General features: G+C 53.5%; 23 protein-coding genes, 3 tRNA genes and 1 pseudogene. 21 read left to right on the forward strand and 6 right to left on the reverse strand.

Translation table 11 applies throughout. The features are described from left to right. Positions 1-105: 105 nt before the first annotated feature. The gene (locus L0M99_RS04850; protein WP_024059918.1) at positions 106-1,458 is read left to right on the forward strand and encodes a sugar porter family MFS transporter; all 1,353 of its coding nucleotides are present in this window, start codon (positions 106-108) and stop codon (positions 1,456-1,458) included. Positions 1,459-1,582: 124 nt separating this feature from the next. Beyond that, a complete protein-coding gene (locus L0M99_RS04855) occupies positions 1,583-2,764 on the forward strand; it encodes an ROK family protein (protein WP_238127938.1) in 1,182 nt (393 codons plus the stop codon). A gap of 240 nt (positions 2,765-3,004) precedes the next feature. Here L0M99_RS04855 and L0M99_RS04860 read toward each other — a convergent pair whose 3' ends face one another. Next, positions 3,005-3,481: a molybdenum cofactor biosynthesis protein MoaE gene (locus tag L0M99_RS04860; protein WP_024059920.1), complete on the reverse strand. Its 477-nt coding sequence runs from the start codon at positions 3,479-3,481 to the stop codon at positions 3,005-3,007. 64 nt (positions 3,482-3,545) lie between these two features. Here L0M99_RS04860 and L0M99_RS04865 point away from each other — a divergent pair, with 64 nt between their 5' ends. The 4 genes from L0M99_RS04865 to mobA are packed head-to-tail and all read left to right on the forward strand — an operon-like array spanning position 3,546 to position 6,849. Continuing rightward, positions 3,546-4,283, forward strand: a complete 738-nt coding sequence (locus L0M99_RS04865) for a HesA/MoeB/ThiF family protein (RefSeq protein WP_024059921.1) — start codon at positions 3,546-3,548, stop codon at positions 4,281-4,283. A gap of 2 nt (positions 4,284-4,285) precedes the next feature. Continuing rightward, positions 4,286-5,650, forward strand: coding sequence for a gephyrin-like molybdotransferase Glp (gene glp / locus L0M99_RS04870; protein ID WP_238127939.1), 1,365 nt, complete (start codon positions 4,286-4,288; stop codon positions 5,648-5,650). A gap of 58 nt (positions 5,651-5,708) precedes the next feature. Then, positions 5,709-6,236, forward strand: coding sequence for a cyclic pyranopterin monophosphate synthase MoaC (gene moaC / locus L0M99_RS04875; RefSeq protein WP_024059924.1), 528 nt, complete (start codon positions 5,709-5,711; stop codon positions 6,234-6,236). After that, the gene (gene mobA / locus L0M99_RS04880) at positions 6,229-6,849 is read left to right on the forward strand and encodes a molybdenum cofactor guanylyltransferase (protein ID WP_024059925.1); all 621 of its coding nucleotides are present in this window, start codon (positions 6,229-6,231) and stop codon (positions 6,847-6,849) included. The genes moaC and mobA overlap by 8 nt, the downstream gene beginning before the upstream one ends. 342 nt (positions 6,850-7,191) lie before the next feature. Here the strand turns inward: mobA and L0M99_RS04885 are convergent, their stop codons facing one another. Then, positions 7,192-7,743: a MogA/MoaB family molybdenum cofactor biosynthesis protein gene (locus L0M99_RS04885; RefSeq protein ID WP_425304305.1), complete on the reverse strand. Its 552-nt coding sequence runs from the start codon at positions 7,741-7,743 to the stop codon at positions 7,192-7,194. Between the two features lie 195 nt (positions 7,744-7,938). Here L0M99_RS04885 and L0M99_RS04890 point away from each other — a divergent pair. The 9 genes and pseudogenes from L0M99_RS04890 (at position 7,939) to thiL (ending at position 20,314) form a co-directional block, all read left to right on the forward strand. Further along, positions 7,939-9,258 (forward strand): annotated as a pseudogene (locus L0M99_RS04890) (nitrate/nitrite transporter). Positions 9,259-9,332: 74 nt separating this feature from the next. Next, the gene (locus L0M99_RS04895; RefSeq protein ID WP_238127940.1) at positions 9,333-13,034 is read left to right on the forward strand and encodes a nitrate reductase subunit alpha; all 3,702 of its coding nucleotides are present in this window, start codon (positions 9,333-9,335) and stop codon (positions 13,032-13,034) included. A gap of 41 nt (positions 13,035-13,075) precedes the next feature. Further along, positions 13,076-14,569 carry a nitrate reductase subunit beta gene (gene narH, locus L0M99_RS04900; RefSeq protein ID WP_238127941.1) on the forward strand — a complete coding sequence of 498 codons (1,494 nt, stop codon included), beginning with the start codon at positions 13,076-13,078 and terminating at the stop codon, positions 14,567-14,569. After that, positions 14,566-15,291, forward strand: coding sequence for a nitrate reductase molybdenum cofactor assembly chaperone (gene narJ / locus L0M99_RS04905; RefSeq protein ID WP_238127942.1), 726 nt, complete (start codon positions 14,566-14,568; stop codon positions 15,289-15,291). Before narH ends, narJ begins: the two co-directional genes overlap by 4 nt. 4 nt (positions 15,292-15,295) lie before the next feature. Next, a complete protein-coding gene (gene narI, locus L0M99_RS04910; RefSeq protein WP_238127943.1) occupies positions 15,296-16,072 on the forward strand; it encodes a respiratory nitrate reductase subunit gamma in 777 nt (258 codons plus the stop codon). A 212-nt stretch (positions 16,073-16,284) separates the two neighbouring features. Beyond that, the gene (locus L0M99_RS04915) at positions 16,285-16,689 is read left to right on the forward strand and encodes a TOBE domain-containing protein (protein ID WP_238127944.1); all 405 of its coding nucleotides are present in this window, start codon (positions 16,285-16,287) and stop codon (positions 16,687-16,689) included. Next, positions 16,686-17,483 (forward strand): molybdate ABC transporter substrate-binding protein, encoded by a 798-nt coding sequence (gene modA / locus L0M99_RS04920; protein WP_238127945.1) that lies wholly within the window; start codon positions 16,686-16,688, stop codon positions 17,481-17,483. Before L0M99_RS04915 ends, modA begins: the two co-directional genes overlap by 4 nt. 8 nt (positions 17,484-17,491) lie before the next feature. Next, positions 17,492-19,078, forward strand: coding sequence for an ABC transporter permease (locus tag L0M99_RS04925; protein ID WP_238127946.1), 1,587 nt, complete (start codon positions 17,492-17,494; stop codon positions 19,076-19,078). 96 nt (positions 19,079-19,174) lie between these two features. Next, positions 19,175-20,314 (forward strand): thiamine-phosphate kinase, encoded by a 1,140-nt coding sequence (thiL, locus tag L0M99_RS04930; RefSeq protein WP_238127947.1) that lies wholly within the window; start codon positions 19,175-19,177, stop codon positions 20,312-20,314. A gap of 27 nt (positions 20,315-20,341) precedes the next feature. On the opposite strand, the gene L0M99_RS04935 is transcribed toward thiL, so the two are convergent. From L0M99_RS04935 to L0M99_RS04945, 3 genes are all read right to left on the reverse strand, one after another. Continuing rightward, positions 20,342-20,417: transfer RNA gene (locus tag L0M99_RS04935), tRNA-Phe, on the reverse strand. A gap of 20 nt (positions 20,418-20,437) precedes the next feature. Further along, positions 20,438-20,511: transfer RNA gene (locus tag L0M99_RS04940), tRNA-Asp, on the reverse strand. Positions 20,512-20,544: 33 nt separating this feature from the next. Then, positions 20,545-20,617 (reverse strand) — tRNA-Glu (locus tag L0M99_RS04945). Positions 20,618-20,783: 166 nt separating this feature from the next. Between L0M99_RS04945 and L0M99_RS04950 the strand changes: the two genes are divergently transcribed. The 5 genes from L0M99_RS04950 to L0M99_RS04970 all read left to right on the forward strand — a co-directional run bounded on the left by L0M99_RS04950 (position 20,784) and on the right by L0M99_RS04970 (position 23,817). Further along, positions 20,784-21,959, forward strand: a complete 1,176-nt coding sequence (locus tag L0M99_RS04950; RefSeq protein WP_024059937.1) for a mechanosensitive ion channel family protein — start codon at positions 20,784-20,786, stop codon at positions 21,957-21,959. A 12-nt stretch (positions 21,960-21,971) separates the two neighbouring features. Further along, positions 21,972-22,373: a peptide-methionine (R)-S-oxide reductase MsrB gene (gene msrB, locus L0M99_RS04955; protein WP_024059938.1), complete on the forward strand. Its 402-nt coding sequence runs from the start codon at positions 21,972-21,974 to the stop codon at positions 22,371-22,373. A gap of 1 nt (position 22,374) precedes the next feature. Further along, positions 22,375-23,208: an endonuclease/exonuclease/phosphatase family protein gene (locus L0M99_RS04960; RefSeq protein ID WP_238127949.1), complete on the forward strand. Its 834-nt coding sequence runs from the start codon at positions 22,375-22,377 to the stop codon at positions 23,206-23,208. 181 nt (positions 23,209-23,389) lie between these two features. Continuing rightward, entirely contained in the window at positions 23,390-23,542 is a 153-nt protein-coding gene (locus tag L0M99_RS04965; RefSeq protein ID WP_238127950.1) for a hypothetical protein, read from the forward strand. 23 nt (positions 23,543-23,565) lie between these two features. After that, on the forward strand, positions 23,566-23,817 hold the full coding sequence (locus L0M99_RS04970; protein WP_024059941.1) for a hypothetical protein: 252 nt from the start codon (positions 23,566-23,568) through the stop codon (positions 23,815-23,817). Between the two features lie 537 nt (positions 23,818-24,354). Here the strand turns inward: L0M99_RS04970 and L0M99_RS04975 are convergent. Beyond that, positions 24,355-25,266: a phosphoribosylaminoimidazolesuccinocarboxamide synthase gene (locus L0M99_RS04975; protein WP_238127951.1), complete on the reverse strand. Its 912-nt coding sequence runs from the start codon at positions 25,264-25,266 to the stop codon at positions 24,355-24,357. Positions 25,267-25,392: 126 nt separating this feature from the next. On the opposite strand from L0M99_RS04975, the gene L0M99_RS04980 reads away from it, so the two are divergent. Next, entirely contained in the window at positions 25,393-26,298 is a 906-nt protein-coding gene (locus tag L0M99_RS04980) for a cation diffusion facilitator family transporter (protein WP_238127952.1), read from the forward strand. The last annotated feature ends 102 nt before the right edge of the window (positions 26,299-26,400 follow it).

Consider the following 26,400-nt stretch of genomic DNA (forward strand, 5'->3'; position numbering starts at 1 on the left):
ATTTTGTCTGAACCCAACCCCACTCTCAATAAACGAGTTCCCAAAAGGAACTTACAAAACTAGCTCTGCAAGCTGCAAAGATGCGGCAAATAATCGGTGATAAAAATGCGAAAAAATAAAATTTCGATGACTTTCGTATACCTGTTCGGTTCCCTAGGAGGACTACTCTTCGGATACGATACCGGCGTTATTTCAGGTGCAATTCTATTTATTCAAGACCAGCTCCACCTTGATGCCTGGGGTCAAGGTTGGGTAGTTAGCTCCGTCTTACTAGGGGCAGTAGTGGGAGCCGCCGTAATCGGTCCCCTATCTGACCGCTATGGGAGACGCCGCCTCATCCTCCTGGCTTCCATAATTTTCTTCGTTGGCGCCATTGGATCCGGCATCGCATCAGGGGTTGCGGTGCTGATTATTTCCCGTCTAATCCTCGGTTTGGGAGTCGGAACCGCCTCCGCTCTAATTCCCACCTACCTATCGGAAATGTCGCCAGTTTCCAAGCGTGGTTTCATAACCGGTTCGTTCCAACTAATGGTGATGACCGGGATTCTGCTGGCATACGTCACTAACTACGCTTTCGCTAGTTTATACACCGGGTGGCGTTGGATGCTCGGTATCGCAGCGCTTCCCTCGGCCATTTTGTTCATTGGGGCATTGATCCTACCTGAAAGTCCTCGCTACTTAGTTAAAGTAGGTCGCCCTGAAGTTGCAAGGCGCTATTTGAGCGCTATGTATAAAGGTGATGAAGCCGAAGTCGAGACAAAAATTAAGGAAATTCAGCACCAAGTTGATATGGAAGAAGGTACCTGGAGCGAACTGTTTGGCAAGACTGCCCGTCCAGCTCTCATAGCAGCCATTGGCTTGGCGATTTTCCAACAGATAATGGGCTGTAATACCGTACTTTATTACGCCCCCACTATCTTCACTGATGTCGGATTTGGGGTTTCGGCAGCGTTACTTGCACATATCGGAATCGGCGTTTTCAACGTGATAGTGACCGTAATCGGAATTTGGTTAATGGACAAAATTGACCGCAAGAAAATGCTTATTGGAGGAGCTGTCGGTATGGCAATTTCTCTATTAGTAATGAGCATCGGCATGCATTTTTCCAGTCAATCACATATCGCAGCGTATATTTGCGCGATCGCGTTAACGATTTACATCGCCTTTTTCTCAGCAACTTGGGGACCGGTCATGTGGGTAATGATTGGGGAAATGTTCCCTCTAAATATCCGCGGTATCGGAAACTCCTTCGGAGCGGTCATTAACTGGGGTGCCAACTCCGTGGTGTCGCTAACCTTCCCCTTCCTACTCAACTTCTTTGGGACCGGTAGCTTGTTCTTCGGATATGCGGCAGCTTGTGTACTGGCAATTTGGTTTGTACACAGCAAGGTTTTCGAAACTCGTAATCGCTCCTTGGAGGAGATTGAGGATGGTCTACGTAAGGGCAACCTAAAATAAGACTCGCATAAACGAAATAAATTTTTATCAATCCCCACCGAACTGGCAGAATAAATATAGCTGTGAAGCAAAGTATTGCCAGTTCGGTGGCATTTTTCCTATGCTCTACTTCAAGGAGTGATAAATGAGACCTGGGAAAAACGCTCAAACAATCAGAAAAGAAAATCTGCTTCTTATTCTGGAAAATGTTTTGGGGGCAGACAGATTCGTATCACGAGCGCAGGTCGCACAAAGGACAGGATTAACTCGGGCCACGGTCTCTCGTCTAGTAGATGAGTTAATTGGTTTAGACATTCTTACTGAACTCGATCCGGTTCGCACCACAATCGGGAGACCATCTGCACCATTGGTTGCTAAAAGTGGCACTTTTTGCGTTGTGGGTATTGAAGTTGCCTTGCAATATATTTCCTTAGTGGTTACAGATTTGTCTGGCACGGAACTCTATAAAGTTTCACAACCGATTAATGCTCGATTATCTGATCCAAAAGTAATACTAGGGCGCTGTGTGCAGATGCTAGAAGAGTGGAAAGCACCCACAGAAGTTCGTATTGCTTCAATAATAATGGCTATCCCGGGTTTAGTTTCAGACGCTAAACATCGAATTGTAACCGCGCCAAACTTGGGCTGGATTGACATTGAAATTACAGATTTCTTTACCTCCCACAAATATGCTGCTACCCCGCTAACAGTGGTAAATGAGGCGGATGCTTCCGCGTATTCAGTGCTGTATAAAAATCCTGGCCAAATTGGCGATACCTCCGATTTTCTGTATTTATCGGCTGGTGTAGGGGTAGGTGCTGCATTGATATATGAAGGTCGTTTATTTTACGGACAGCACGGATGGGCAGGAGAAATCGGTCATATGTGCGTAGATACCAGTGGACCGAAGTGTAGTTGCGGTTCCAATGGCTGCTTAGAACAATATGCCGGATTAGACGCGATGTTTACTCGCGCGAATCTCCCCTTGGATGAGTCGGTAGATCCCCTAATCGAGCAGATGGTTAGGGGAAACACTCAAGCTCGAAAGACTGTTGATTTATGCGCGAAATCCCTGGGAACCACTATCGCTAACGTATTAAATCTTTTGGATTTAAACACTGTGGTCATGGGTGGTCACTTCTCCCAGCTATTTGACTATATGGAAGTAATCCTCATGTCGGAGCTGAAATACCGGTTACTGTCCTCCAGGTGGTCCAGCATAACCGTAAAACCGGGACAGCATGGAGCTTTCACCGCCGCACAGGGAGCTTGCCTGCTGGGATTCGAGCGCTTCCTTAACCATCCGGAACTCTGGGTTAAGCCATAAAAGCTGCGCTAACAGCGCTAGCGCCCGGGCGGATTTGTGCCTCAGGACAAACAGAAAATCACATTCCCAGGATTCGGATACGCACCAGCTCACCGATTTACAACCAATTCTTTTTTCGAGACTGGTCAACCTGTCCCCACATTAGGGTCGCGGCCGGTAAAAGATACGAGAGGGGCTTGAGCTGAGCCTTGCGAAGCTCACGGGGTCCCCGGAGTGCTTTTACCGAGCCAGACCCGGAACTCAGGGACAGTTTGACCAGTGGTTACTTCCATTGGAGAAGTATTGATCCTTCCAAATCGGCACCTGCGCCTTGATCTGGTCAACGATTTCGGCGCTCACGTTGAAGGCGGCGGCGCGGTGCGGGGCATCAACTACCACTAGCAGGGCGGTTTCTCCGATCTCTAAGCGCCCGATCCGGTGACGCACAAAAACTGCATCCAAACTCTCAGCGCTACCGCCAGTACCCTCGACAGATACCGCGTCCTCGCCCTCGGAAAGAGCAATCTGGATCGCGTCCCGGACGGCTTTAACCAGAAACTTTTCGGCCTCCGGATGGGCAGAATAAATCAGGTGGGTAACTCCTTGACCGCCATCGTGGTTACGGACGCAGCCGTTAAAGACTACGCGCGCGCCACTAGTGGCCGGAATACCCGCTACCCCCATAGATGAACTCAGATCTGCCAGGGATTCTTCGGTCATTTTTACATCGAATAGCATCTGCCGCCCTCCTGAAGCACTCTACCGGTATTGTATAAGGCAGTAGCTACGGGAAAGGACGCGCATGGTTTTTGAGCGGGATCGCCTCACCGCCACCGTGGACGGGATCGGCGAACGCGGAATTGATTTTCTACAGGCCGCGCGGGTTTTAGTGGTAGGAGCGGGTGGTTTAGGTTCGCCTGCCCTGGCCTATTTGAGTGCCGCCGGGGTCGGCACCTTGGGTATTTCTGATCCCGATCGAGTCGAACAATCAAATCTGCAACGCCAAGTAATCCATCCCGCTTCTAGCTTGGGGCAAATAAAATCGGTGTCAGCTGCGGCTACTGTCCATGCTTTGAATCCGAATGTGCGAGTGCAATTGGAACCGAAGATCACTGCTGACAATGCCCGCAGTATTATCGGCGCTTATGACTTGGTGATTGATGCGACTGATAATTTTTCCGCTAAATATTTGCTTGCGGATACTTGCGCCGAGGTGGGGCGCCCGCACCTGTGGGGAACTTTGGTAGCGATGAATTTTCAGATTTCAGTATTCGCGGAGGGACTCACTTTGCGGGACCTGTATCCGGCGCCTCCACCCGCGGGAACTACCCCCACTTCTCGGGTAAATGGCGTGCTGGGAGCGGTTTGCGGGCAGGCCGGATCGATTCTGGCAACTGAAGCTATCAAAATGATCGTGGGAGTAGGCGAACCACTGATTGGAAAACTCTTAATCGTCGATGCCGCCAGTGGAAAGTGGAATGTGGTGCATTTTGGGAACGGATCCCCAAAGCCAGCAACGGTATCCGGAAAGGATAAATAATCATGAAACCGGTAGATGAGTACCTGAATCAAGTATTAGCCCAGGTAAATTCGCTTCCACCTACGGTGATGCCAGTTGCGGAGGCTTTGGGTGCTACCTTGGCGGAAGATGTTTTTGCCCGTTTCCCGGTTCCGCCTTTTACTAATTCCGCGATGGATGGGTTTGCGGTACGTTCTGGCGATCTGCCTAACGTCCTCGAAAATACGCCTATCCCGGCGGCTACCCAAACAGAAATACCCGCAGAGCCGGTGCCTGCCGGTGCGCCCAGGCCAGCCGAATTGCCCAGCGCACCCGGGGATGATGGGGCGCAAAAATCCTTGCCTTTAACCCTGCCAGTCGAGGCCGATATTGCCGCTGGCGATAACGGGGATTACCAGCTCACTCCCGGGCATGCTATCCGGATTATGACTGGGGCGCGGATGCCTGCCGGTGCCGATACCGTGATTAAAGTGGAGGACACTACCCTGCCGCCTGGCCCACTTGACCTGCCTAAAGAGGTCACGATTGAGCGTTGCCCGCGTGCGGGAGCCAATGTGCGTAAAGCAGGCGAGGACGCCGCCGTGGGTGACCTGGTACTAACGGCAGGAACAGTCCTTACTCCCGCGGCACTTTCTTCTGCGGTTTCGATTGGTTATTCAGAGTTACCGGTGTATCGCCGCCCGCGAGTAGCCGTAATCTCTACCGGATTGGAGCTGCGTCCGGCAGGCGCGAGCCTAAAGGGAGCGCAAATCCCAGACTCGAATTCGGTGCTGCTAGAAGCGTTGCTGCGCCGCCAAGAGGTAGTCGTGTCGGGGGTTTACAGTTCCGATGATGAACCGGAAGTGTTCGCGAAAACCCTGAGTCTAGCGGCCCAGGGCGCAGATTTGATTGTCACCACTGGCGGAGTGAGCGCTGGCGCCTATGACGTGGTTAAACAAGTTGGTTTATCGGGAGGTTTAGCGTTTACCAAAGTGGCGATGCAGCCAGGGAAACCGCAGGGATTTGGCACTATTCCGGCTCCTGATGGGGCTAAGGTTTATGTGGCGACTTTACCCGGCAATCCGGTCAGTGTGTTCGTGTCTTTCCACGTATTCGTGCGCCCGGTTTTGGCTGCTTTGGCTGGTAAACAGGGGCGTGCGGCGCTGCAGACTCGCGCCGCCACTACTAAGGTGGCCTGGAAGTCCCCTGCCGGTAAACGACAGTTCGTGCCGGTACATTTGACCGAGGCAGAGCGGGTAGGAGACACCCCCACGGTTACTCCGACTCACCGATTAGGGGCGCGTTCGCACTTTGTGGCTTCGCTACATCAGGCGAATGCGCTGGCAATCATCCCGGAGGACGTAACCGAAGTGGAGCAATGGAGTCTGGTAGATGTGTTGCCCTGTTAGGGAGACATTTATAGCACCAGAGAGCAGTCCGGGCGCCAGGAAAGAAGAAGGAGCAGTTATGGAAGACAAAGAGGCACAGCACTTACCCCACTTAAATGCGTCTGGGCAGGCACATATGGTGGATATTACCGGCAAGCAACCCACAGTGCGCGAGGCGCGGGCACGCGCTTTTGTGCAGTGCTCTCCGAAGATTATGGCGGCTTTGCGAGCCGGAGAAGTCCCGAAAGGGGATGCTTTGGCGGTGGCGCGTATCGGCGGAATCGCGGCATCCAAACGTACCCCGCTATTACTTCCCTTAGCGCACCCGATTGGGGTGCATTATTGCGCGGTGGATCTCCACCTGGCGGAGGAAGGGGTAGAGATCCTCGCTACCTGCCGCACTGCTGACCGCACCGGAATCGAAATGGAGGCACTCACCGCCGCTTCCGTGGCCGCTTTAAACCTGATTGACATGGTGAAAGGGGTCGACAAGATGGTATCTATCCGCGAGTGTTACGTCCTGGAAAAACGAGGCGGACGCTCGGGTACTTGGGTGCGCCCCAGCTGCGAGCAGGATGCTACCGGGAGGGATGTAAATCATGACTAGTTCACCGCAGCATCTCAATGGGATGATTGTGCTGGCAGGCGGGACGGGAAAACGTCTGGGTGGGCGCAGTAAACCTGATCTGCTGATTGCCGGGGATCGCCTTATCAGCTGGACACTGTCTTTCTTGGCGAAGGTTCCCACCGTGGTGGTGGCGCCCGAGGGGCTTGAGGTTCCCGAAAAGGTTTTCCTCACTATGGAGGAGCCCCCCGGTTCGGGACCGGCAGCCGGGATAGTTGCAGGCTGGCACCGTTTAGCTGACTCGTTCGTGTTTTCGCCCTCCGATATTATCGGGGTTTGCCCGGTTGATGCTCCACTTTCCGGTTTTGCTTTGCGGCAGCTGGGCAGGCAACTCCAGGAGATGAATGAGGAGGAACCGGGAAAAGAAAAAATTCTTTTAGGGCAAGTTGGAGAGGTTACCCAATATGTCCTGGGGGCGTTTACCGTGAGGGCGCTCATGGAGATGGCGCGATCTAATCCTTTAAACCGTTCAGTGCGGGGATTACTAGGTGAAATCGGTTTTGCCACTAGCGAGATTTCCCCTAACTATGCCCGCGACGTGGACACTCCCGCAGATATCGCCCCGGTAACCGAGCTGCTACGCATTTCCCGCTAGCTAGACGAGGACACCGGGGCAAGTCGAGCGGGGGAGTAGATTGTCCCTCCTGCCCAAGAATTCGGAAAACGTAGCGCCGTTTTCCGAATTCTTATGCCCACCGCGCCTGCTCGGAACAATCTACTCCCCCGCTACGGTTAGTTATCCCTCGGTACAAGCCCACCCCTGCAAGCTAAGCGTGTTTCTCCCTTTCCGGTTACTGAAGACATCTGCTGCGCGGGGAGAAGTTTTATCCGAGTCGGCTAGGCGGGCGTAAAAATAGGAAAATGCTTTGGTCATTTTCCTATTTTTTGGGCGGGAGGAAAAACTATTCCCCGCGCCTTTGGGGGCGCGCCCGAATATTTAATCCAGGGGGAAAGCTTCGGGATCTAGCTGCTCTAATAGGTGGGGCAATAACGGGCCGAGGACGCTCAGGGTGTCGCGCACTCCACCTCGCGAGCCGGGCGCATTGGCTACGATCGCGCCCGCGGCGCCACGAGCAGTGATTCCCACCAGGCCGCGCGAAAGTGACGCGAGCGGAGTGGCTTTTAGACCCTGCTGGCAGATTTGCCAGGCAATCCCGTCCAGACGTGCCTCCAACAAGGGGGCAGTTGCTTCCGGCGTCAGGTCGCGTTCGGTAATCCCCGTACCGCCGGTAGTAATTACTACTCGCGCGCCCTCGGCAATAGCCGCGCGAATTTCACTTTGCACCGACTCGATTCCGTCGCTCACTACCCGCACTCGATCAGCATTGATTCCGTACTTACTCAACAGCTCTTGCGCTAACGGCCCCGACCTATCTGGACGTTCGCCGATTTTACAACGGTCTGAAACCGTTATTACCGCACCTGCGGCACGACCGCGTAATTTTTGCAGTTTTTTCTCTTTTAAATGCGCATGCGGGTCTACTGACAAGGCGAATCCCTCCTATTAATTACGCAAATGCAAGCTTGCGATTACCAGATTATTTTTCCACAAACCGGGTCACCATCATAGGAAACTATATCGCTGTAACCTGCACATACTATCGCGAGGCATCATAACACGGAAATAGCGGTAAAAATCTGAAAGGCTACAGGGGTTACCCAGCATTAAAGGAAGTTTTTAGGTATGGAAGCTACGAAGAAGTCTAAATACGTACTAACCGACTGGGAACCGAACAATCCAGATAAATGAAACTCTGGTCTTGCCTGGCGCACCCTGGCGATTTCTACCTATTCCCTAATCTTGGCGTTCACAGTTTGGTTTCTGGTCTCCGCAATCGCCCCCAAACTTAACGAGATCGGATTTGACCTTACCAAGGCGCAGCTTTATTGGCTGACCTCGATGCCTGGCCTGTCCTGCGGGTTTTTGCGTTTGATTTACACTTTCTTGCCACCGATCGTGGGTACCCGCAAACTGGTGGGCTGGTCGTCAATCCTTTATATGATTCCCATGCTGGGCTGGTTCTTCGCGGTACAGAACCCGAACACTCCCTACTGGTGGCTACTAACTTTAGCTTTCATGTGCGGTATCGGGGGTGGTTCCTTCTCTGGATATATGCCCTCTACCGGCTACTTCTTCCCCAAGCGACTCTCGGGGACTGCTTTGGGGCTGCAAGCCGGAATCGGGAACCTCGGGATGTCAATCATTCAGCTGGTCGGCCCGATGCTAATGGGATTCTCACTGTTCGGACTCACCTGGATGAGCCCCCAGCAGACCGCGGACGGGGCAAGTATTTGGGTATCTAACGCCGCGATTTTCTTCGTGCCTTGGTGCATCGTAGCTGCCATTTTGTCATTCACCCTGCTACGTGACGTACCAATTAAAGCCAATATTCGCCAGCAGCTCGACATCTTCACTAACGCCAACACCTGGTACATGACGGTGCTGTATGTGATGACCTTCGGACTGTTTTCGGGGCTATCGGCAGTATTCGGCCTGCTCATTAATGACAATTACGGCGCCGAGTCCCCCCTGAAACTGGCGGTTGCCGGCGCTTCCTTCGCCTTCCTGGGGCCGCTGATCGGTTCAGTGGTCCGCATGGCCTGGGGGCCTTTCTGCGACAAAATGGGCGGAGCGATCTGGACTTTCATTTCTGGAGTGGGAATGGCAGTTACCCTGGCCATTGCCGGCTTCTACCTAAGTAATCCCCACGGCATGAGCGACTTTTACGGTTTCCTGATTGCCATGCTGGTGATGTTCTTCTTCGCTGGCCTGGGCAATGCCGGCACCTTCAAACAGATGCCGATGATTATGCCCGCTCGCCAAGCAGGTGGCGCCATCGGATTCACTGCCGCAGTAGCATCCTTCGGTCCCTTCGTAGTGTCGGTAGCACTGACCATGATTTCTCCGGCCGTCTTCTTCTACGGTTGCACCGTCTTTTGCGTTATCGGTTCCGCGCTCTGTTGGTGGCAGTACGCCCGCAAGAACGCACCCTTCCCCGGATAGGCATTTATTTTCGAGGGCGCGGGCGCGTCCTCGGGAGAAAAACTTAGTAAGCACAATAGTTAAAGGAAAATAAAATGGCTGTTTCTTCGTTATTAAAACTAGGTGCGAAGCTTAGGCGTGGGCAGGTAAGCCAGGACGCTCGCCAAATGTTCCTGGTCGGAGGACGCGAAGCGGATGCGTTCTACCGGCAACGTTTCAGCCATGACAAAGTGGTGCGCTCGACGCACGGGGTGAACTGTACCGGTTCTTGCTCCTGGCGAGTATTTGTAAAAGACGGGTTAATCACCTGGGAGGCGCAGGCAGTCGATTACCCCTCTACCGGCCCGGATATGCCCGACTATGAGCCGCGTGGCTGCCCGCGCGGCGCCGCGTTCTCCTGGTACGAATATTCCCCCACCCGGATCCGTCACCCCTACGTACGGTCGGTGCTGCTAGACGCCTACCGCAAAGCGAAGCAAACCCACCCCGACCCGGTAGAGGCCTTCCGAGCAGTCGCTTCCGATCCGGTAGCCTCCGCCGCCTACAAATCGGCGCGCGGCAAAGGGGGCATGGTGCGTACCAGCTGGGAGGAAGCCCTAGAAATCGTAGCCGCCGCCAATGTGGCCACCATTAAAGACTACGGACCGGACCGCATCGCCGGATTCTCGGTGCTCCCCGCCATGTCTATGGTTTCTTTCGGTGCCGGTGCTCGCTACCTGCAGCTAATCGGCGGGGTAAACCTATCCTTCTATGACTGGTATGCCGATCTTCCGGTCGCCAGCCCCCAGGTATTCGGAGATCAAACCGATGTTCCCGAGGCCGGAGACTGGTTTAACTCTTCCTATCTGCTAGTTTGGGGTTCAAACCTGCCGCTTACCCGTACCCCGGATGCTCACTTCATGACGGAAGCGCGTTACCACGGACAAAAGATGGTGTCGATTAACCCCGACTATTCCGATAACACCAAGTTCGCGGATGAATGGCTGCGGGTTAATCCCGGTACCGATGGAGCGCTGGCGACCGCGATGGGACACGTGATTCTAAACGAGTTCCACGTGGGTAAACAGTCTCCCTATTTCTTGGACTATATGCGTAGCTATACCGACTCTCCCTTCCTAGTGAAACTAGAAGAAACCCCCGAAGGACTAGTGCCGGGCAAATTCTTAAGCGTCGCTGATGTGTCTAGTCTGCCGGCAGAAACTAAAGACAAACCAAAACCGGAGTTCCGTTTCCTGGTGATGGATGCCGACGGCAGTGTCAAGGATCCGGGTGGCACCTTGGCTGACCGATTCACTGCGGAAGGTAAAGGGCATTGGAACCTAAAGATGGAGGGGGTAAACGCCCAGCTCAGCCTATATCAAGAGGGCGGAGAAACCGCTGAAATTACCTTGCCGCGCTTTGACCTGGTGGCCGGGGAAAGCAAAGGTGGCTCCGTGGGTGCAGGCACAATTAAGCGGGGGGTGCCGATCCGCAAGGTTGACGGACACCTGGTGACCACGGTTTACGATATTTTGCTAGCGCAGTACGGAGTCAAACGTGCCGGTCTCCCGGGTATGTGGGGTGAGGATTACCAGGATTCCTCCAACCCCGGGACTCCCGCTTGGGCGGAAGAAATCACTGGAGTGCCGGCTAACGCCACTATCCGGATTGCCCGCGAGTTCGCGCAAAATGCCCTCGATTCTAAAGGACGCAGCCAGATCGTTCTCGGTGCCGGTACTAACCACTATTTCCACTCTGACCAGATTTACCGCACTATCTTGGCGCTGACTTCGATGTGTGGCACCCAGGGGGTTAACGGTGGCGGCTGGGCGCACTATGTCGGTCAGGAAAAGGTGCGGCCGATTACCGGATGGACGCAATACTCTTTCGCCCTCGACTGGCAGCGTCCGGCGCGGCAAATGATCTCCACCGGTTTTTGGTATTTAACCACTGATCAGTGGCGTTACGACTCCCTGAGCACTGACCGTTTAACTTCTCCCGCGAGCGCGGCGAAGGTTCCCACGCAAAACATTGCGGATTCTTTACTAGAAGCTACTGAACGCGGCTGGATGCCGGCATACCCGCAGTTCAACCGGTCTTCTTTGGAGCTGGGGCGGCAAGCGCAAGCATCCGGGCAAAAACCTGCCGACTATGTAGCCGCACAACTAGCTGCCGGAAAGCTAGAGTTCGCGGCGAAAGACCCGGATAACCCGGTCAACTACCCGCGCGTCCTCTTTAATTGGCGCACCAACCTGCTGGGGTCATCTGCCAAGGGAACCGAGTTCTTCTTACGCCACATGATCGGCGCCGATAATGACGTCCAGGCGGAGGAAGTACCAGAAAGCCAGCGTCCTCGTAACGTTCGTTGGCGCGAGCAGGCCGCGAAAGGTAAGTTGGATTTGGTAGTTACTGCGGATTTCCGTAACACTTCCACCACTTTGCATTCTGACGTGGTGCTTCCTGCCGCCACCTGGTACGAGAAACATGATCTGTCCAGTACTGATATGCACCCCTATGCGCATACTTTTAACGCGGCGATCTTGCCGCCTTGGCAAGCCCGCACTGATTTTCAGCTGTTCCAAGATTTAGCACAGCTAGTCTCCAAGATGGCCGGCAATCACCTGGGCACCCAACTGGATCTCCTGGCGGCTCCTTTGAACCACGACAGCCCGGATGAGCTGGCTAATCCCGCGGGGGTAGTGATTCCCCGCGAGGAATGTGGCTGGGTGCCGGGAGTCAATATGCCAAAGATTATCCCGATTGAGCGTGATTACACCAAGATCGGGGAGAAATTTAACTCCCTAGGGCCGGTTATCGAAAAAATGGGGATGGGCACTAAGGGCGTGCCTTTCACTCCCGACAAAGAGCTGCAGGAAATGCGCGAACAGTTTGGAGAAATCGAGACTGCGATTGGCCCGCGTCCGCGCCTAGACACCGATCAGATTGCCGCCGAGTTCATTTTGAAGTTCTCGGGCACCACCAATGGACGCCTGGCTACTCAAGGCTTTAAGACCCTCACCGAAAAGGTGGGCGCGGCCGGAGATATGACTGAAATGTCTCGCGGACACGCTGATTACCAGATCACTTTGACCGATGTGCAACAGGCTCCCAAGACAGTCGTTACTTCCCCCGAATGGTCAGGCAGTGAGCATGGAGGCCGGCGTTACACCGCGTTTAGCCAAAACGTAGAGTACCTGAAACCCTGGCACACCCTCACTGGCCGGATGCATTACTATCTGGATCACGACTGGATGTGTGCCTACGGGGAATCCCTGCCCACCTATCGTCCTCCGCTGGATTTACATCACCTGTTTGGGGAACCCGCGCCGGGCATGGTGCGCGGGGATGGCACCCCCAGTGCTGAGGTCGCAGTCCGCTACCTCACTCCTCATAACAAGTGGGCGATCCACTCCCAGTATTTCGATAATCTCTATATGCTCACTTTGGGACGCGGCGGACAAACCGTGTGGATGTCTCCGCAGGATGCCGCCAAGATTGGGGTGCGCGATAACGAATGGATTGAAGCCCATAACCGTAACGGGGTGGTTAGCGCCCGTGCGATTGTGTCCCACCGTATCCCGGAGGGAACGGTATTTATGCATCACGCGCAGGAACGGATTACCCACACTCCGCTTAACCAGTCAACCGGTAAACGCGGCGGCACCCATAACTCTCTGACCCGCATCTTTATCAAGCCAACTCACCTGTTGGGCGGCTATGGGCAGTTCTCGTACGCCTTTAACTACACCGGTCCTACCGGCAACCAGCGCGACGAAGTCACCTATATTCGCCGCAGCAGCCAGGAGGTGGAGTTCTAAATGTCAGTGGCAGTTTGCATTTTCTCTAAAGGAGACCAGTCATGAAAGTAATGAGCCAAGTGGTCATGGTTATGAACCTGGACAAGTGCATTGGTTGCCACACTTGCTCGGTGACCTGTAAGCAGGCCTGGACTAACCGTACCGGCACTGAATATATGTGGTTCAACAATGTGGAGACTCGTCCCGGACTCGGTTATCCGCGCACCTGGGAAGACCAGGAAAAGTGGAAGGGCGGCTGGCGGCGCACCGCCTCCGGCAAGTTAGTTCCGCGATCGGGTGGCAAACTAGCGCAGCTGGCTAAAATTTTCGCCAACCCCAATATGCCGCAGATAGACGACTATTACGAGCCCTGGACTTACGACTATGACAAGTTATTGTCGGCTCCGGCAGGTTCTAAAGCACTACCGGTGGCGCAGGCACGCTCCCAGATGAGCGGCAAGCCCCTAAAGAACATCGAGTGGGGACCGAACTGGGATGACAACCTGGCCGGATCTACCGAAACCATGCAGGATGACCCCATCCTCAAAAAGATGAACCAGCAGGTAAAAACGGATATTGAAAATTCGTTTATGTTCTACCTGCCACGGATTTGCAACCACTGTTTGAACCCCACCTGCGTAGCCGCCTGCCCCTCGGGAGCGATGTATAAACGCAGCGAGGACGGGATTGTCCTGGTTGACCAGGATGCCTGTCGCGGCTGGCGGATGTGTGTTTCCGGCTGCCCCTATAAGAAGGTTTACTTCAACCATAAAAGCGGCAAAGCTGAAAAATGCACCCTCTGCTATCCCCGGATTGAGGCCGGTGACCCCACGGTTTGCTCCGAAACCTGCGTAGGCAGACTCCGCTACTTGGGGGTAATCCTCTATGACGCTGACCGGGTCAGCCAAGCCGCGGCAGTCAAGGAGGAAACCGATCTCTACCAGGCTCAGCGCGATGTCATGTTGGATCCCACAGATCCGGAAGTAATTGCGGCTGCGCGGCAAAGCGGAATTCCGGAGTCCTTCATCGACGCCGCCCAAAACTCTCCGGTCTATAAGCTGATTGTGGAATACTCTCTGGCGTTGCCCCTGCATCCGGAGTTCCGCACCCTGCCGATGGTCTGGTACATTCCCCCGCTATCTCCGGTAGTAGAGGCAGTAACCGCTTCGGGAGCCGACGGGGAGAACCATAAGATCCTGCTGACCGCTCTCGCCACTATGCGTATTCCTCTGGAGTACCTAGCAGACCTATTTGCTGCTGGGGATCCGCGACCAGTGGAACGCTCCTTGCGGCGCTTGGCCGCCATGCGTTCCTATATGCGCGATATTAATCTGGGCGATCAGCCGAATCCGGATATCCCCGCGGCGGTGGGCATGAGCGAAGAACAGGTAAAAGCTATGTACCGCCTGCTCTCGATCGCTAAATATAAAGATCGCTACGTTATCCCCACCACTCATCCGGAGGCTGCCCGCACCCCCAGCGAATATATTTGCCCAGTAGGTCAGGGCGCGTCCGCGGGTAAAGTCCCGGTGGAAATCGGGAGGGCACCGCGGTGAGCGCGAAGGTTTCCTTTATCCCTACCCGGCAGGAGGCGCCCCCGGTAAACGCGGTGGCACTTGCGCCGGAGCAGCGCTCGGCTGCCCTTATGGCTTGCGCACTACTCTTGGATTACCCCGGCGATGACTTTGAGGAGATCTTGTCCCAGGTAAAAGCAGAGGCTGAGCTACTACCCCCGGAGGTTGGCCAGGAACTGCGGGAGTTTTGTTCTTGGGCACGGATGCGCGGGGTACGCGGGGTGCAAGAGGACTACGTGGATACTTTTGACCGCAAACGTCGCTGCTCCCTGGAGCTGACCTATTACGCCACTGGAGATACCCGGCAACGCGGGATAGCGCTGACGGTGTTCTCGGATTTATTTAACGCCGTAGGTTTCGCGCCTCCTCACCGCGAATCCCTACCCGACTATCTGCCACGAGTTTTAGAGTTAGCTGCCCGCTGCGAGGGCGAAGATTTAGCTTTAGTACTGGGCGCAATCGCGGCTAGCCGCGAGGGTATCGAAGTACTGCACGCTGCCCTACTGTCTCTAGATTCTCCCTGGCAGAAAGTAGTGGCTGCCCTACGCATGGTATTGGGGGAAGCCGATGGTGAAACCACCGAGCGCATGGAGCGCCTCATCCGTCAAGGCCCGCCTACCGAATTGGTGGGCTTGGATGACAGTAATAACTTGCCGTGGCCGCAGTTAGCCCCGGTTCAATCAGACACCGCGAGCGAAGGGTGAAGTAATGGACGTGTTGTTTTGGGGAGTTTTTCCCTATATTTGCATTACGCTGCTAGTTGGCGGTCTCATTTGGCGTTACCGCTCAGACCAGTATGGATGGACTTCCCAGTCCTCACAGCTGCGGGAAGCTAAAATTCTGCGACTAGCTTCTCCCCTATTCCATTTCGGAATCCTATTCGTGCTGTTGGGGCATTTTATGGGGCTATTTATCCCCGACTGGATGACCGAAGCTATGGGGGTTTCCCAACATCAATATCACCTGCTAGCCACCGTTGGGGGTACCGTAGCCGGGATTGCGGCGCTAGTGGGTTTTATCGGTTTGTTGTGGCGACGTTTCGTTAACCATTCGGTGCGCTTCGCTACTACCGGCCGCGACCTAGTTGCCTATGTTTTCTTGGCGATTCCCCTAACGTTGGGGGCGATAGCTACTGCCGCCAACCAGCTCTTTGGGGCTGATGGCGGTTACAACTACCGCAAAACGATTTCGGTGTGGCTGCGATCCCTGTTTATGCTGCAGCCTCGGGTAGATCTAATGGCTAATGTCCCGCTCAGCTTCAAACTGCATATTATTGCCGGTTTGCTATTGCTAGCAGTATGGCCCTTCACCCGCTTGGTGCACGTCCTTTCCGCTCCGGTGGGTTATGTTACCCGTCCGCCGATTGTTTATCGTTCCCGCCGCCCCGCCACTGCTGCTAGCCCTGAACAGCCGGGTTGGACTCCGGTGCGGGCTACCGCTGCCGGTGGTGAGGACGCTGGCGGGGCGCCTGCACAGGGGGCTTAAATCAGATCACTTTGCCGAGGGTGCCGGTTCGCTTTTTGAGCTATCCGGCGCCCTCGATGGTTTTATCATTAGATTTTTCCGCGTACACCAGCCGGTTTTACTTCATTTTTAATACCGGCACCTACTTTTTCTATCAGGAGTTTTATTTTAATTATCCCCGTATAATATCTATTTCTTAGGCATTTTTTCCGTTTCTGCGATACACTATTTTAATGCCGAGTTATCGTATATCTACTATCGCCAATCTTTTGGGGGTCAGCGATGACACCATTCGTCGTTGGCTCGATGAAAATTTAATCAAAGCAGTTAACGGATCTGGCCCTAAGCGGGTAGACGGAGCCTCAGTAGCTCGTTTCCTGCAGGAGCGTCCCGCCGGAACCCAACTGGGGGACGATCCCAATGAATCGATCCGTAACCATTTCCAAGGGCTAGTGGTTGCTCTTAAGAAAGGCCAGGTGATGAGCCAGGTAGACCTGCAATGCGGACCCTACCGGGTAGTATCCCTGGTTTCTACCGAAGCGGTAGAGGAACTCAACCTAGAGATAGGTTCGGTAGCGACCGCCCAGGTAAAAGCCACCAATGTTTCGGTACAACTTCCAGAAGGAGATAAACTGTGAAAAAACTTCGTCTGGTCGCATTAGCAGCCGGGCTCGCCCTCGCGCTGGGAGCTTGCTCGTCCTCCGGCGGCACTAAAGCTGAAGAAAGCAAAGTTTCGGCAGAAAAAACCCAGTTAACGGTGTTCGCGGCGGCCTCATTAAATAAAGCTTTCCCGGAAGTTGTAGAGAAAGTACTAAAGAAGTCAGATCCCAATATTGAAGTAAAGTTTTCCTTCGAAGGTTCATCTACCCTGGTAGATCAGCTAAAGAACGGTGCAGCGGCGGACGTGTTTGCTTCTGCTGACGAAAAGAACATGAACAAAGCTACCGCTGCGAAGCTAGTTAGCGATGTCAAACCCTTCGCTTCGAACACTTTGGAACTAATCGTCCCTAAGGGGAACCCCGCCAAGATCACCGGGCTCGATGCTTCTTTGGAAGGTAAGAAACTAGTGGTGTGCGCCGAGGGTGTCCCTTGTGGTAATGCCACTAAAGAGCTGCAGGAAAAGCTGGGGGTCACCCTGAAGCCGGCATCTGAGGAACAGAAAGTTACCGATGTGCGCGGCAAAGTGGAGAGCGGAGAGGCCGATGCGGGACTGGTTTACCGCACCGATGCCCTGGCTGCCGGTGACAAAGTGGAGATTATCAAGGTTGAAGGCATCGAGCAGGTAGTTAACGCCTACCCGATTTCTTTGGTGAAGGATTCTAAGAACCAGGAAGCCGCGAAGAAGTTTATCGAGGCGGTGCTATCTGACGAGGGGCTAAAGATCCTCGAAAACTACGGTTTCTCTGCTCCGCTGTCAAAAGATAAGAGCTAAAGCCTCCCTTGCGTAAGTCTTTCGGAGCTAATCAAGCGGCGGGATCCCCAGCCTGGCTGGCCGGTCCCGCCGCCTTAGCGTTACTTTTCCTGCTGATACCTTTCGGCGCCTTAGTAATGCGGGTGCACTGGGGGCAGATCCCCCAACTCCTTGCCACTACCCAAAGCCAAGATGCCCTGTGGTTATCTTTAGAAACCTGCCTGATTTCTACCGGGCTGTGTATCGTTTTTGGGGTGCCCCTAGCGCTTTGGCTTTCGCAGGCACGCAACAGTTTCTTTCCTCGCCTGGTACGCACCATCGTAACTCTGCCCATGGTATTACCGCCGGTAGTCGCCGGTTTGGTACTGCTGATTACCTGGGGACGCATGGGGATTTTAGGTTCAAAACTGGATCTATTAGGAATTCAGATCGGTTTCACCACCCTTGCGGTAGTTATCGCCCAAACTTTTGTGGCTATGCCCTTTTTAATTACCTCTCTTGAGGGGGCGCTGCGCACTCGTGGTTTCCAATACGAGGCTGCTGCTAGAGGATTAGGGGCTTCTCGCACCCGTACCCTACTGCAAGTAACTTTGCCCTTATCAGCACCGGCGATCGTTTCTGCAACCGCCTTAGCCTTTTCTCGTTGCCTGGGAGAATTCGGCGCGACCATAACTTTTGCCGGTTCCCTGCAAGCTATCTCGCGCACCTTGCCTCTGGAAGTTTATTTACAGCGAGAAACTGACACTGACTTGGCACTTTCTTTATCCTTAATGATCATTGCCCTGGCGATTGTGATGGTGGGCGGTACCCAAGTGCTTTCCGACTATTGGTATGCGCGCCTAATGGGACAACACCAGCAAAGCGCAAGCACCGGAACACTTGGTGCGATCAGTGGCTTGTCCAAGAAACAGCGAGACAAACAAGCCGGACCCGGAGTGCATTTAGATGCAAAAATCGCGGTTCGGCACCTAGATGTAGATATAGATTTTGCCCCCGGTTCTGCCACTGCCCTGCTCGGCCCCAATGGTGCCGGAAAGTCTACGATTATTTCTCTCCTAGCGGGCACCCTAGTACCTGATTCTGGCTCCATTGAGTGGAGCCGAAATCAGCCCCGGATCGTGCTTCTCGCCCAAGATCCCGCCCTATTTCCTCATATGTCCGTGCTGAAAAACGTGGTTTTTGGGCTGCGCTGTCTGGGGATTGAGACGGATCGTGCAGAAAAACTAGCCCGCGCTCAACTGGCGGCAGTAGGAATGCAAACTTTGGAGAAGCGGCGTCCCAACCAGCTTTCCGGGGGGCAAAAGCAGCGGGTAGCTATTGCTCGCGCCATGGCAATTGAACCCGATGTGGTGCTATTGGATGAACCGATGGCCTCCCTGGATGTGGAAGTAGCCGATCAGCTGCGAGTATTACTGCGTGAACGCATTGGGGGAGCTACCACTATCCAGGTCACCCACGACCTAACAGATGTGATTGCCCTCGATTGCCAGGTAGTAGTACTAAAGCATGGCCAGGTTACCCAGCGCGGTTACTGGCGGGATCTGTTTGAGGAAACGCAAGATCGCTTCTTGCAACAGCTCACCCGGAAAGCCCAGCTTGATAACGCCATCAAATAGGGCTGGACTTTCCCCACCCCAAAGTTGCCGGTTAGGAAAAGATAGTTATGGCAACCGGGTAGGGGCTACCTTTCAGCAATAGGTAAGCTAACAGCTATGAGCATTTCCGATCCTGCCCAGGCTCCCCAGGTAAAACCGTCTTCTTCGCAACCTTCACCATTTGTAGAGGATGCAGTCCCTACTCCAATTACTGCCGAAGATCGCTTAATCGCCGATTTTACTTCCAATTTGCATTCGCACTCCCGCGTACTGGTGGGATCGGGAGATGATTGCGCGGTTTTGACTCACCCCGATTCCCGCTCTGTGATTTCCACCGATGTGTTGGTAGAAGGGGTACATTTTCGCCGCGACTGGATGAGCCTGGAACAAATCGGGCGGCGCGCCGCCGCCCAAAACGCCGCCGATATTGCAGCTATGGGGGCGAGTGCCCATAGCGCTGTCGCCGCGGTAACCATCCCCAAGAATATGGGTAAAACCGAGATTAACGCCCTCGCTGCCGGATTGGCTACTGGCTTAGAAAGCTACGGGTATTCCCTGGTGGGCGGGGATCTATCTTCGGGGCCGTGCCTACAGGTAGCAGTTACGGTGATTGGGGATTTAGAGGGCCGCCCTCCCCTATTGCGTTGCAACGCGCGATCCGGTGACCTAATTTATTTCGCGGGTAACCTGGGGAAGTCTGCTGCCGGTTTAGCACTGCTAGAACGCTTCCAGAGCCCCCAGGAGGCGATAGCTGCCCCTACCCTACCCACGGAGCTGCGTGCCCTCGCCATCGAGGCATTATCCTGCTACCAGGTGCCGCAGGTACCTGCCGACCTCGCGTCGAAGTTAGCTGACGCGGGAGCCCACGCTCTGATGGATGTGTCTGATGGACTTAGTCGCGATGGCGCTAAAATAGCTGCCGCCTCTGGGGTAGTGCTTAATTTGTCCCGCTCCCATTTAGAAGCATATGCCCAACGCCTAGCGGGCTTAGCAGATTTCTTGGGCGCCAACAGTTGGGATTGGGTCTTCGGGGGAGGCGAAGATCATGGCCTGCTGTGCAGCGCTTCCGCCGGGTTCGCGGTTCCCGGTTTTACTGCTATCGGTGAGGTGTTACCCGCGAAGGCCGACAAATATGCGGATAACAGAACTGGAGGTAGGAAAAATACTGACCAGGATTTGGCGAACTCGCTTAACCCGTACCTGTTAGTTGACGGTAGTCCCTATGATCAGCAAGGTTGGGATCACTTTTCTGGCTAAAACCTGTAGCGCGAAAATAACCGAAAATGGTGGCTCCGACCGGCATCGATCCGGTGACCTTTCGATTTTCAGTCGAACGCTCTCCCAACTGAGCTACAGAGCCTGGGGTCCTAATAAGACCTGCGACCCAGACGGGACTTGAACCCGCGACCTCCGCCGTGACAGGGCGGCGCGCTAACCAACTGCGCCACTGGGCCATATTCATTTATCTTCCACCTTTCGGCGGATCGTACCCCCAACGGGATTCGAACCCGTGCCGTCGCCGTGAAAGGGCGGTGTCCTAGGCCTCTAGACGATGGGGGCCTTGCGGCCTAGCCTAATGGCCTCGGCTCAGACTTGAATAAGCTTACCGGCATTGAGCAACTAAAGGCAAAGCGTTAGCCTATGAAGCCTCTCACAACTTAGATTCACCGCTGAATCTAGGAGTTTAATGACTGCATTTTTCGTCGGTGAAACGTAATCTAGATATATGCAGCTGCAACCTTTAGACACGTCCTCGTCAGATGAAACCGTCGAACAAGTTTTTGACTGGTTAACTAGTCTCGCGGGCATGGGCGTGGGGGTGCTAGCGGGTTTTGTCCTGGCTTTAATTACTATTGGGATTTTAAAACTGCTGGCTAAGCGCGAACCCTTAACTCAACTGGTACTCAATCGCGCCACCCGCAGCCTCTTTGTGACTCTGATGATCCTGGGAGCCTATCTTGGCTGGAAATACACTACTTCCGGCCTAGAGATTTCCAGCTCGACTGGCATTGGCCGCTTCAGCCAAGGACTGCTAATCGCGGTCATATTGGCTTTCACTTTCTTGACCACGCGGATTTGCTACTTGATTGAAGATGTGGCGGTTAAAGCTAAGCGCGAGAAACCCTCACGCAACCGTTCAAAAATGCTTACCCAAGCACAGGTGATTCGCCGGCTACTGCAAGCAGTTGTAGTAGTGGTGGGGATTTCTAGCGCCATCCTAACTTTCCCATCTGCCCAGGTGGCAATGAGTTCTATGCTAGCCTCGGCGGGGGTAGCCTCGATCGTGGCCACTTTGGCTGCCCAGTCAACTCTGGCCAATGTTTTTGCCGGGGTGCAGATGGCGCTTTCAGATGCCCTCCGGGTCGGCGACAAAGTTCAGGTTCCCGGTTTAGACGGGACAAAAGAGCTGGGTACGGTAGAAGAAATCACCCTCACCTACGTGGTGCTAAACCTCTACGATGAACGGCGCATGATTGTGCCTTCCACCCATTTCACCCAGCAAAAGTTCGAAAACTGGACGCGTAAACACAGCCAACAGTTAGGGGTAGTCGAATTGCAATTAGACTACTCTGCCCCCATTGACTCTATTCGAGCACAAGTGGATCTCTTACTTTCTGGAACTGAGCTTTGGGATGGGCGCAGCGCCAGCGTCGAAGTATCCGATATGACCGTCGACTGTCAGACAGTTAGGATCTCAGTGTCGGCAGCCGACAGTTCCGATTTATGGGTATTGCGCTGTTACCTGCGGGAACAATTGATTCAGTGGTTGGTGAAGGAAGTTCCCTGGGCTTTGGTTTCTCGCCGGATTCAACCGCAGCAAGTACGCTACCTAAGCCGCGACCGGTCCGATGAAGAAGTTCATCGTCTGGCTCGCAAATTGGTGGGCGAGAATAATTTTTAGAAAGGATAAGTTATGAGTGATTTCAATCCCCGCCATGCAAGTGAAACTGATTGGCGAGCCCGCCTAGATGCCAGCGAATACCATGTTTTGCGCGAAGCAGGTACTGAACGCCCCGGCACCGGTAAATACCTGCATGAGAAGCGTCCGGGCATCTACCGTTGCCGCGCCTGCGGGACAGAGCTATTCCGTTCCGATACCAAGTTTGATTCTCACTGCGGTTGGCCCGCATTTTTCCGACCCGAGGACGCCGCGGTCACCTACCATCAAGACTCTTCCCATGGCATGGAAAGAACCGAGGTGCGTTGCGCTAACTGTCAAAGCCACCTGGGTCATGTTTTTGAGGACGCACCTGACATGCCTACGGGACAACGTTATTGCATTAACTCAATCTGCCTAGATTTTCAGGCCGAATAATATGCGGATTATCAGTGCAAATCTGCAACATGGCACTCCCCCAGCGGGAAAAGCTCAATCTCGAGATCACTGGCAAGTATTGGCGGAACAGTTTAGCGATTATCACCCCGATGCCATTTGCCTGCAAGAAGTCGATTTCTATCAGGCACGTTCCGGTTTTGTAGACCAAACCCGCGCCCTGGCGGATGCATTAACCGAAGTTTCTGGGAAGAAGTGGCAGCAGCGATTTTTGAGTTTTTTCGCTGGCCAGATTCTGTTAGGGCTCCGCTTACCGGTAACGCTACCCAGCGAATCCCTCGGAAAATCGCGTAATCCTTTCCGCGCCGATCGCCCGTTGCTTGGAGGGTACGGGGTAGGACTGCTTACCCCCCATCCGGTGCGGCGCTGGGTAAGTGCCAAACTCGGTTCCGCCGCCCCCAGGATAAATATTTCCAGCCCGGATCCGCGTACCTGGAAGTTTTATGGCGGGCAGACCCGCAGCTTGCTTGGAGCCGAAATCACTACCCCGCAGGGACAGTTTCTAGTGGGCGACACCCATCTCGATCTCGGGGTAGACACCGCCAAACGACAACTAATCCGCTCGTGGCAGGGATTATCTCTCCTGGCCGGCAAAACAACCCCACTACTAGTCGGCGACATGAATCTGCGCCAGGAGGTCTCGCGCACCGTTTACCCCTATTTGACTTTCGCGAGTGCCCCCACTTTCCCGGCAGATCAGCCCCGATTCCATATCGACCAGCTATTTGCTCCCCCCACCTGCCAAGTTTCACAGGTGGACACTATCGAGATGCCAATCTCTGATCATCGCGCGCTATTTGTAGACTTACACCCCTAGGCGGATCAAACCATAGGAGTAACGATAATCGGCTCGGCCGAGATTGCGGCCGGTTGGCAAAGTAATTGGGTGTTACTTTGTTGCATCGCCGTGGGGGTGCTTTCTACTGCGCTGTTTCCCCTTAGAGCAAGTGGCGCTACGCCGTTTGGGCCCTGATATATTTTCGCTGTTAGCATGCTTAATGCCGGCGATTAGTCAGGTGGTCAGCATGATTGGCCTGCGTCACCTGCTAAATTGGGGGGAAATAGTGGGTTTACTGTGCATTTCCTTGGCAGTCGCTTTTGCGCAATACCGTCCCGGGGTGTTAAACAGTAAGCGTAAGCATTATAACTAGTAAGAAAATAACGAGGGACAAAAATGGGCATCATCGGTTCGATTATTGTTGGCGGCATTATTGGGGCTCTAGCGCGCTTCTTCATGAAGGGCAAGCAGAACATGGGGATGATCATCACCATCATCATCGGCATGGTTTCCGCTGGTCTGTCTGACTGGATCCTAGCCAAGGTTATTGGCGACGGTCACGGCTTTATTAGTTTTATCGTGGCAATCGTGATCGCAGTTGGTTTGATTAGCGTCTACTTGGGAATCACCAATAAGAAGACCAAGTAACTGCTAGCCACTTCGATGTTTTAGTAGTTTAGGCTGCTAAAAGCTTTTTCTTTGGGCTGCTGCTCGGCAAAACGATTTGTCGGGCAGCAGTTTTTTATATTGTTCCCCACCCGGTTTACCTACAACCAGGCTGACCGTTAATCTGAAAGGGGACTCAAACCCTCAAGTAGTTACTTAAGAGTTTCATTTAGCCCCTGCTCACGGTCGCAGTCTCCAGTTGCTTCCCGAAAACATTCGCTGTTGAAAACCTCTCCACGACTTGGTGATTATTCTACTTTTTAGGAGTTATGTCACTGGTTATCCCCAGGCTACCTTGGGATCTTGCCATTGTTGCAGCTAGTAGCTTCAATACCGTTTCTACCAGTCAAAACCCCTCATACCCTCAAGGTTTACCTGAGGTTAACTAGAAATAATTTGACATTTCAGGTTATTGGGTTAGTAAAAAAATAAATATCCACAGGCAATATCCACAGGGTTGTTAACTGGTGTAAAATCGCAGCAATATCTGTGGATACTGCCTGTGGAAAATTTGCCGGCTTATTCGTTGAGAGTTCGTCCCGTCAGCGTCTCGTAGATTTCTTGATAACGGTCAGAAGTTTGCTTTACCACATCCGCGGGGATCTGCGGAGGTTCTTGCCGTTTATAGGGTTGCCACTGACACGCGTCAGAATCGACCCAATCTCGCAATATCTGGGTATCTAGCCGGGGATTACGCTTGCCAACTTCATAGCTATCGGCATTCCAAAAACGCGAAGAATCGGGGGTGAGCACCTCATCTCCTAACACCACGGCCTCGCCACCGTAGGGAAGAGCGGAGCCAAACTCGAACTTGGTGGAGCCTAAGATAATCCCGCAGTCCCAAGCAATCTTGGCCGCTCGCTGGTACAAATCCAGCGAGTACTCGATAATTTGATCTACGCGTCCACTGCCAACTAAGGACTGTAGCGCTTCCCAAGAAACGTTACTGTCGTGCCGTCCCATCTGAGTCTTTGCTACCGGATTAAATACTGGCTCCTCTAGCTTTTGATCTTGTTGCAGACCCGCCGGCATCCGTGCACCCCCGATAGTGCCTTTCGCTTGATACTCCCGCCAGGCTTCACCTGCCAGATAACCAGACACATGACATTCCAAGGGATACATATCGAGGCGACGGCAAATCATCGCTCGTCCGGCCGCCATCTCTGGTACCGAAGAAGTAGATAGAAAATGATTGGGAATCGCATCCCCAAGCTGTTCCAACCACCAGGTAGTCAGTTGGGTAACAGCAATACCTTTACCGGGGATTTCAGTAGGAAAGACCTGACCATAGGCACTGAAACGGTCGGTAGCCAGAATCATCACGGTGTCGGAATCATGAGCCGACTGTCCCGCGGGATAGTAAACTTCTCGTTCTTTACCAGAAAATAAATGGCGCCATCCACGTAGCGCCGGAGTATCACTTGACGACATATTTATCATTCTTGCATCTTTCATTTAGATTTGGGAGGGCTGTTGACAAATTTTATTGGATTTGGTGTGGTTGAGGTAGCAAAAAGTTTTTTCTTTAGGTACCCCTTAGTAAGAGGTGACGTCACCGTGCATCAACATGCTTCTACCAGTGAATCTACCCGTACGCGTCTGCTAATTGCCGCTGGTATCACCTTAGTGGTACTGCTTGCCCAGTTAATTGGCTCTATCATTTCTGGTTCCCTGGCTTTAGCAGCAGATACCGGACACGTGGCGATTGATTCCATAGGACTATTCTTAGCTGCCTTTACCGCTACCTTGATGACTCGCCCTGCTAGCGGCGAGCTCACCTACGGCTATGCCCGCCTAGAAGCAATCGCGGGCGGGATCCAGGCCGGGATGATCATAATCATCTGTACGATCATCGGATACCAAGCAGTTATTCGGCTAATTACTCCCACTGCAGTTGACGGTACTCAGATGGCTGCCTGGGCGGTGGCCGGCTTACTGGGCAATTTGGCATCAATGCTGGTAATGCTAGGACACCATCGCGACAATTTAAATATTAAAGCCGCATTTCTGGAGGTTTCCGTAGATGCAATTTCCTCTGTCGGAGTGATCGCCGGCGGCATTATCACCCGTCTTAGCGGCATTACCCGGGTAGACGCCGTAATCTCCTTGCTAATTGCCAGCGCCATGCTGCCGCGCGGCTACAAATTGTTAAAGGACGCGGGCGCAATCCTGCTTGAGCGCACTCCCAGCGAATTGAAGATCGCGGAGATCAGGAACCATATTTTGCAGGTAAAACATGTGAGTGGAATTCATGACCTGCACGTATGGCCATTAAACTCCCAAACGGTGCTTTTATCAGCGCATATCATTATCGCCAAGGAGTGCTACCGAGATGGTCATGCATTGGAAGTGTTACACCAGGTAGAAGAATGTATGAAAACCCATTTCCCACGCAAGATAGAACATTGCACCCTGCAGATTGAGCCCGAAGGGCACGCTGCTCACGAAACATTAAAACACTAGCTGCGCAATCTGTGTAGTTAAGCAAACCGAGACTATCGCGCTACCACAGCGATACCGCGGACATAGAAGCATGAAAAGGCGGCCGGAAACTTTCGTTTCCGG

It is taken from the genome of Varibaculum cambriense, assembly GCF_022133705.1.
In the GTDB taxonomy this organism is placed as follows: domain Bacteria; phylum Actinomycetota; class Actinomycetes; order Actinomycetales; family Actinomycetaceae; genus Varibaculum; species Varibaculum cambriense_A.

Coding starts and splice junctions, on each gene's coding strand:
- msrB (WP_024059938.1), top strand. CDS start 21,972: ATGAGTGATTTCAATCCCCGCCATGCAAGTGAAACTGATTGGCGAGCC.
- L0M99_RS04970 (WP_024059941.1), top strand. CDS start 23,566: ATGGGCATCATCGGTTCGATTATTGTTGGCGGCATTATTGGGGCTCTA.
- L0M99_RS04860 (WP_024059920.1), bottom strand. CDS start 3,481: ATGCTATTCGATGTAAAAATGACCGAAGAATCCCTGGCAGATCTGAGT.
- L0M99_RS04960 (WP_238127949.1), top strand. CDS start 22,375: ATGCGGATTATCAGTGCAAATCTGCAACATGGCACTCCCCCAGCGGGA.
- L0M99_RS04850 (WP_024059918.1), top strand. CDS start 106: ATGCGAAAAAATAAAATTTCGATGACTTTCGTATACCTGTTCGGTTCC.
- thiL (WP_238127947.1), top strand. CDS start 19,175: ATGAGCATTTCCGATCCTGCCCAGGCTCCCCAGGTAAAACCGTCTTCT.
- narI (WP_238127943.1), top strand. CDS start 15,296: ATGGACGTGTTGTTTTGGGGAGTTTTTCCCTATATTTGCATTACGCTG.
- L0M99_RS04855 (WP_238127938.1), top strand. CDS start 1,583: ATGAGACCTGGGAAAAACGCTCAAACAATCAGAAAAGAAAATCTGCTT.
- narH (WP_238127941.1), top strand. CDS start 13,076: ATGAAAGTAATGAGCCAAGTGGTCATGGTTATGAACCTGGACAAGTGC.
- L0M99_RS04895 (WP_238127940.1), top strand. CDS start 9,333: ATGGCTGTTTCTTCGTTATTAAAACTAGGTGCGAAGCTTAGGCGTGGG.
- L0M99_RS04865 (WP_024059921.1), top strand. CDS start 3,546: ATGGTTTTTGAGCGGGATCGCCTCACCGCCACCGTGGACGGGATCGGC.
- L0M99_RS04975 (WP_238127951.1), bottom strand. CDS start 25,266: ATGTCGTCAAGTGATACTCCGGCGCTACGTGGATGGCGCCATTTATTT.
- L0M99_RS04915 (WP_238127944.1), top strand. CDS start 16,285: ATGCCGAGTTATCGTATATCTACTATCGCCAATCTTTTGGGGGTCAGC.
- L0M99_RS04950 (WP_024059937.1), top strand. CDS start 20,784: ATGCAGCTGCAACCTTTAGACACGTCCTCGTCAGATGAAACCGTCGAA.
- moaC (WP_024059924.1), top strand. CDS start 5,709: ATGGAAGACAAAGAGGCACAGCACTTACCCCACTTAAATGCGTCTGGG.
- L0M99_RS04965 (WP_238127950.1), top strand. CDS start 23,390: ATGCCGGCGATTAGTCAGGTGGTCAGCATGATTGGCCTGCGTCACCTG.
- mobA (WP_024059925.1), top strand. CDS start 6,229: ATGACTAGTTCACCGCAGCATCTCAATGGGATGATTGTGCTGGCAGGC.
- glp (WP_238127939.1), top strand. CDS start 4,286: ATGAAACCGGTAGATGAGTACCTGAATCAAGTATTAGCCCAGGTAAAT.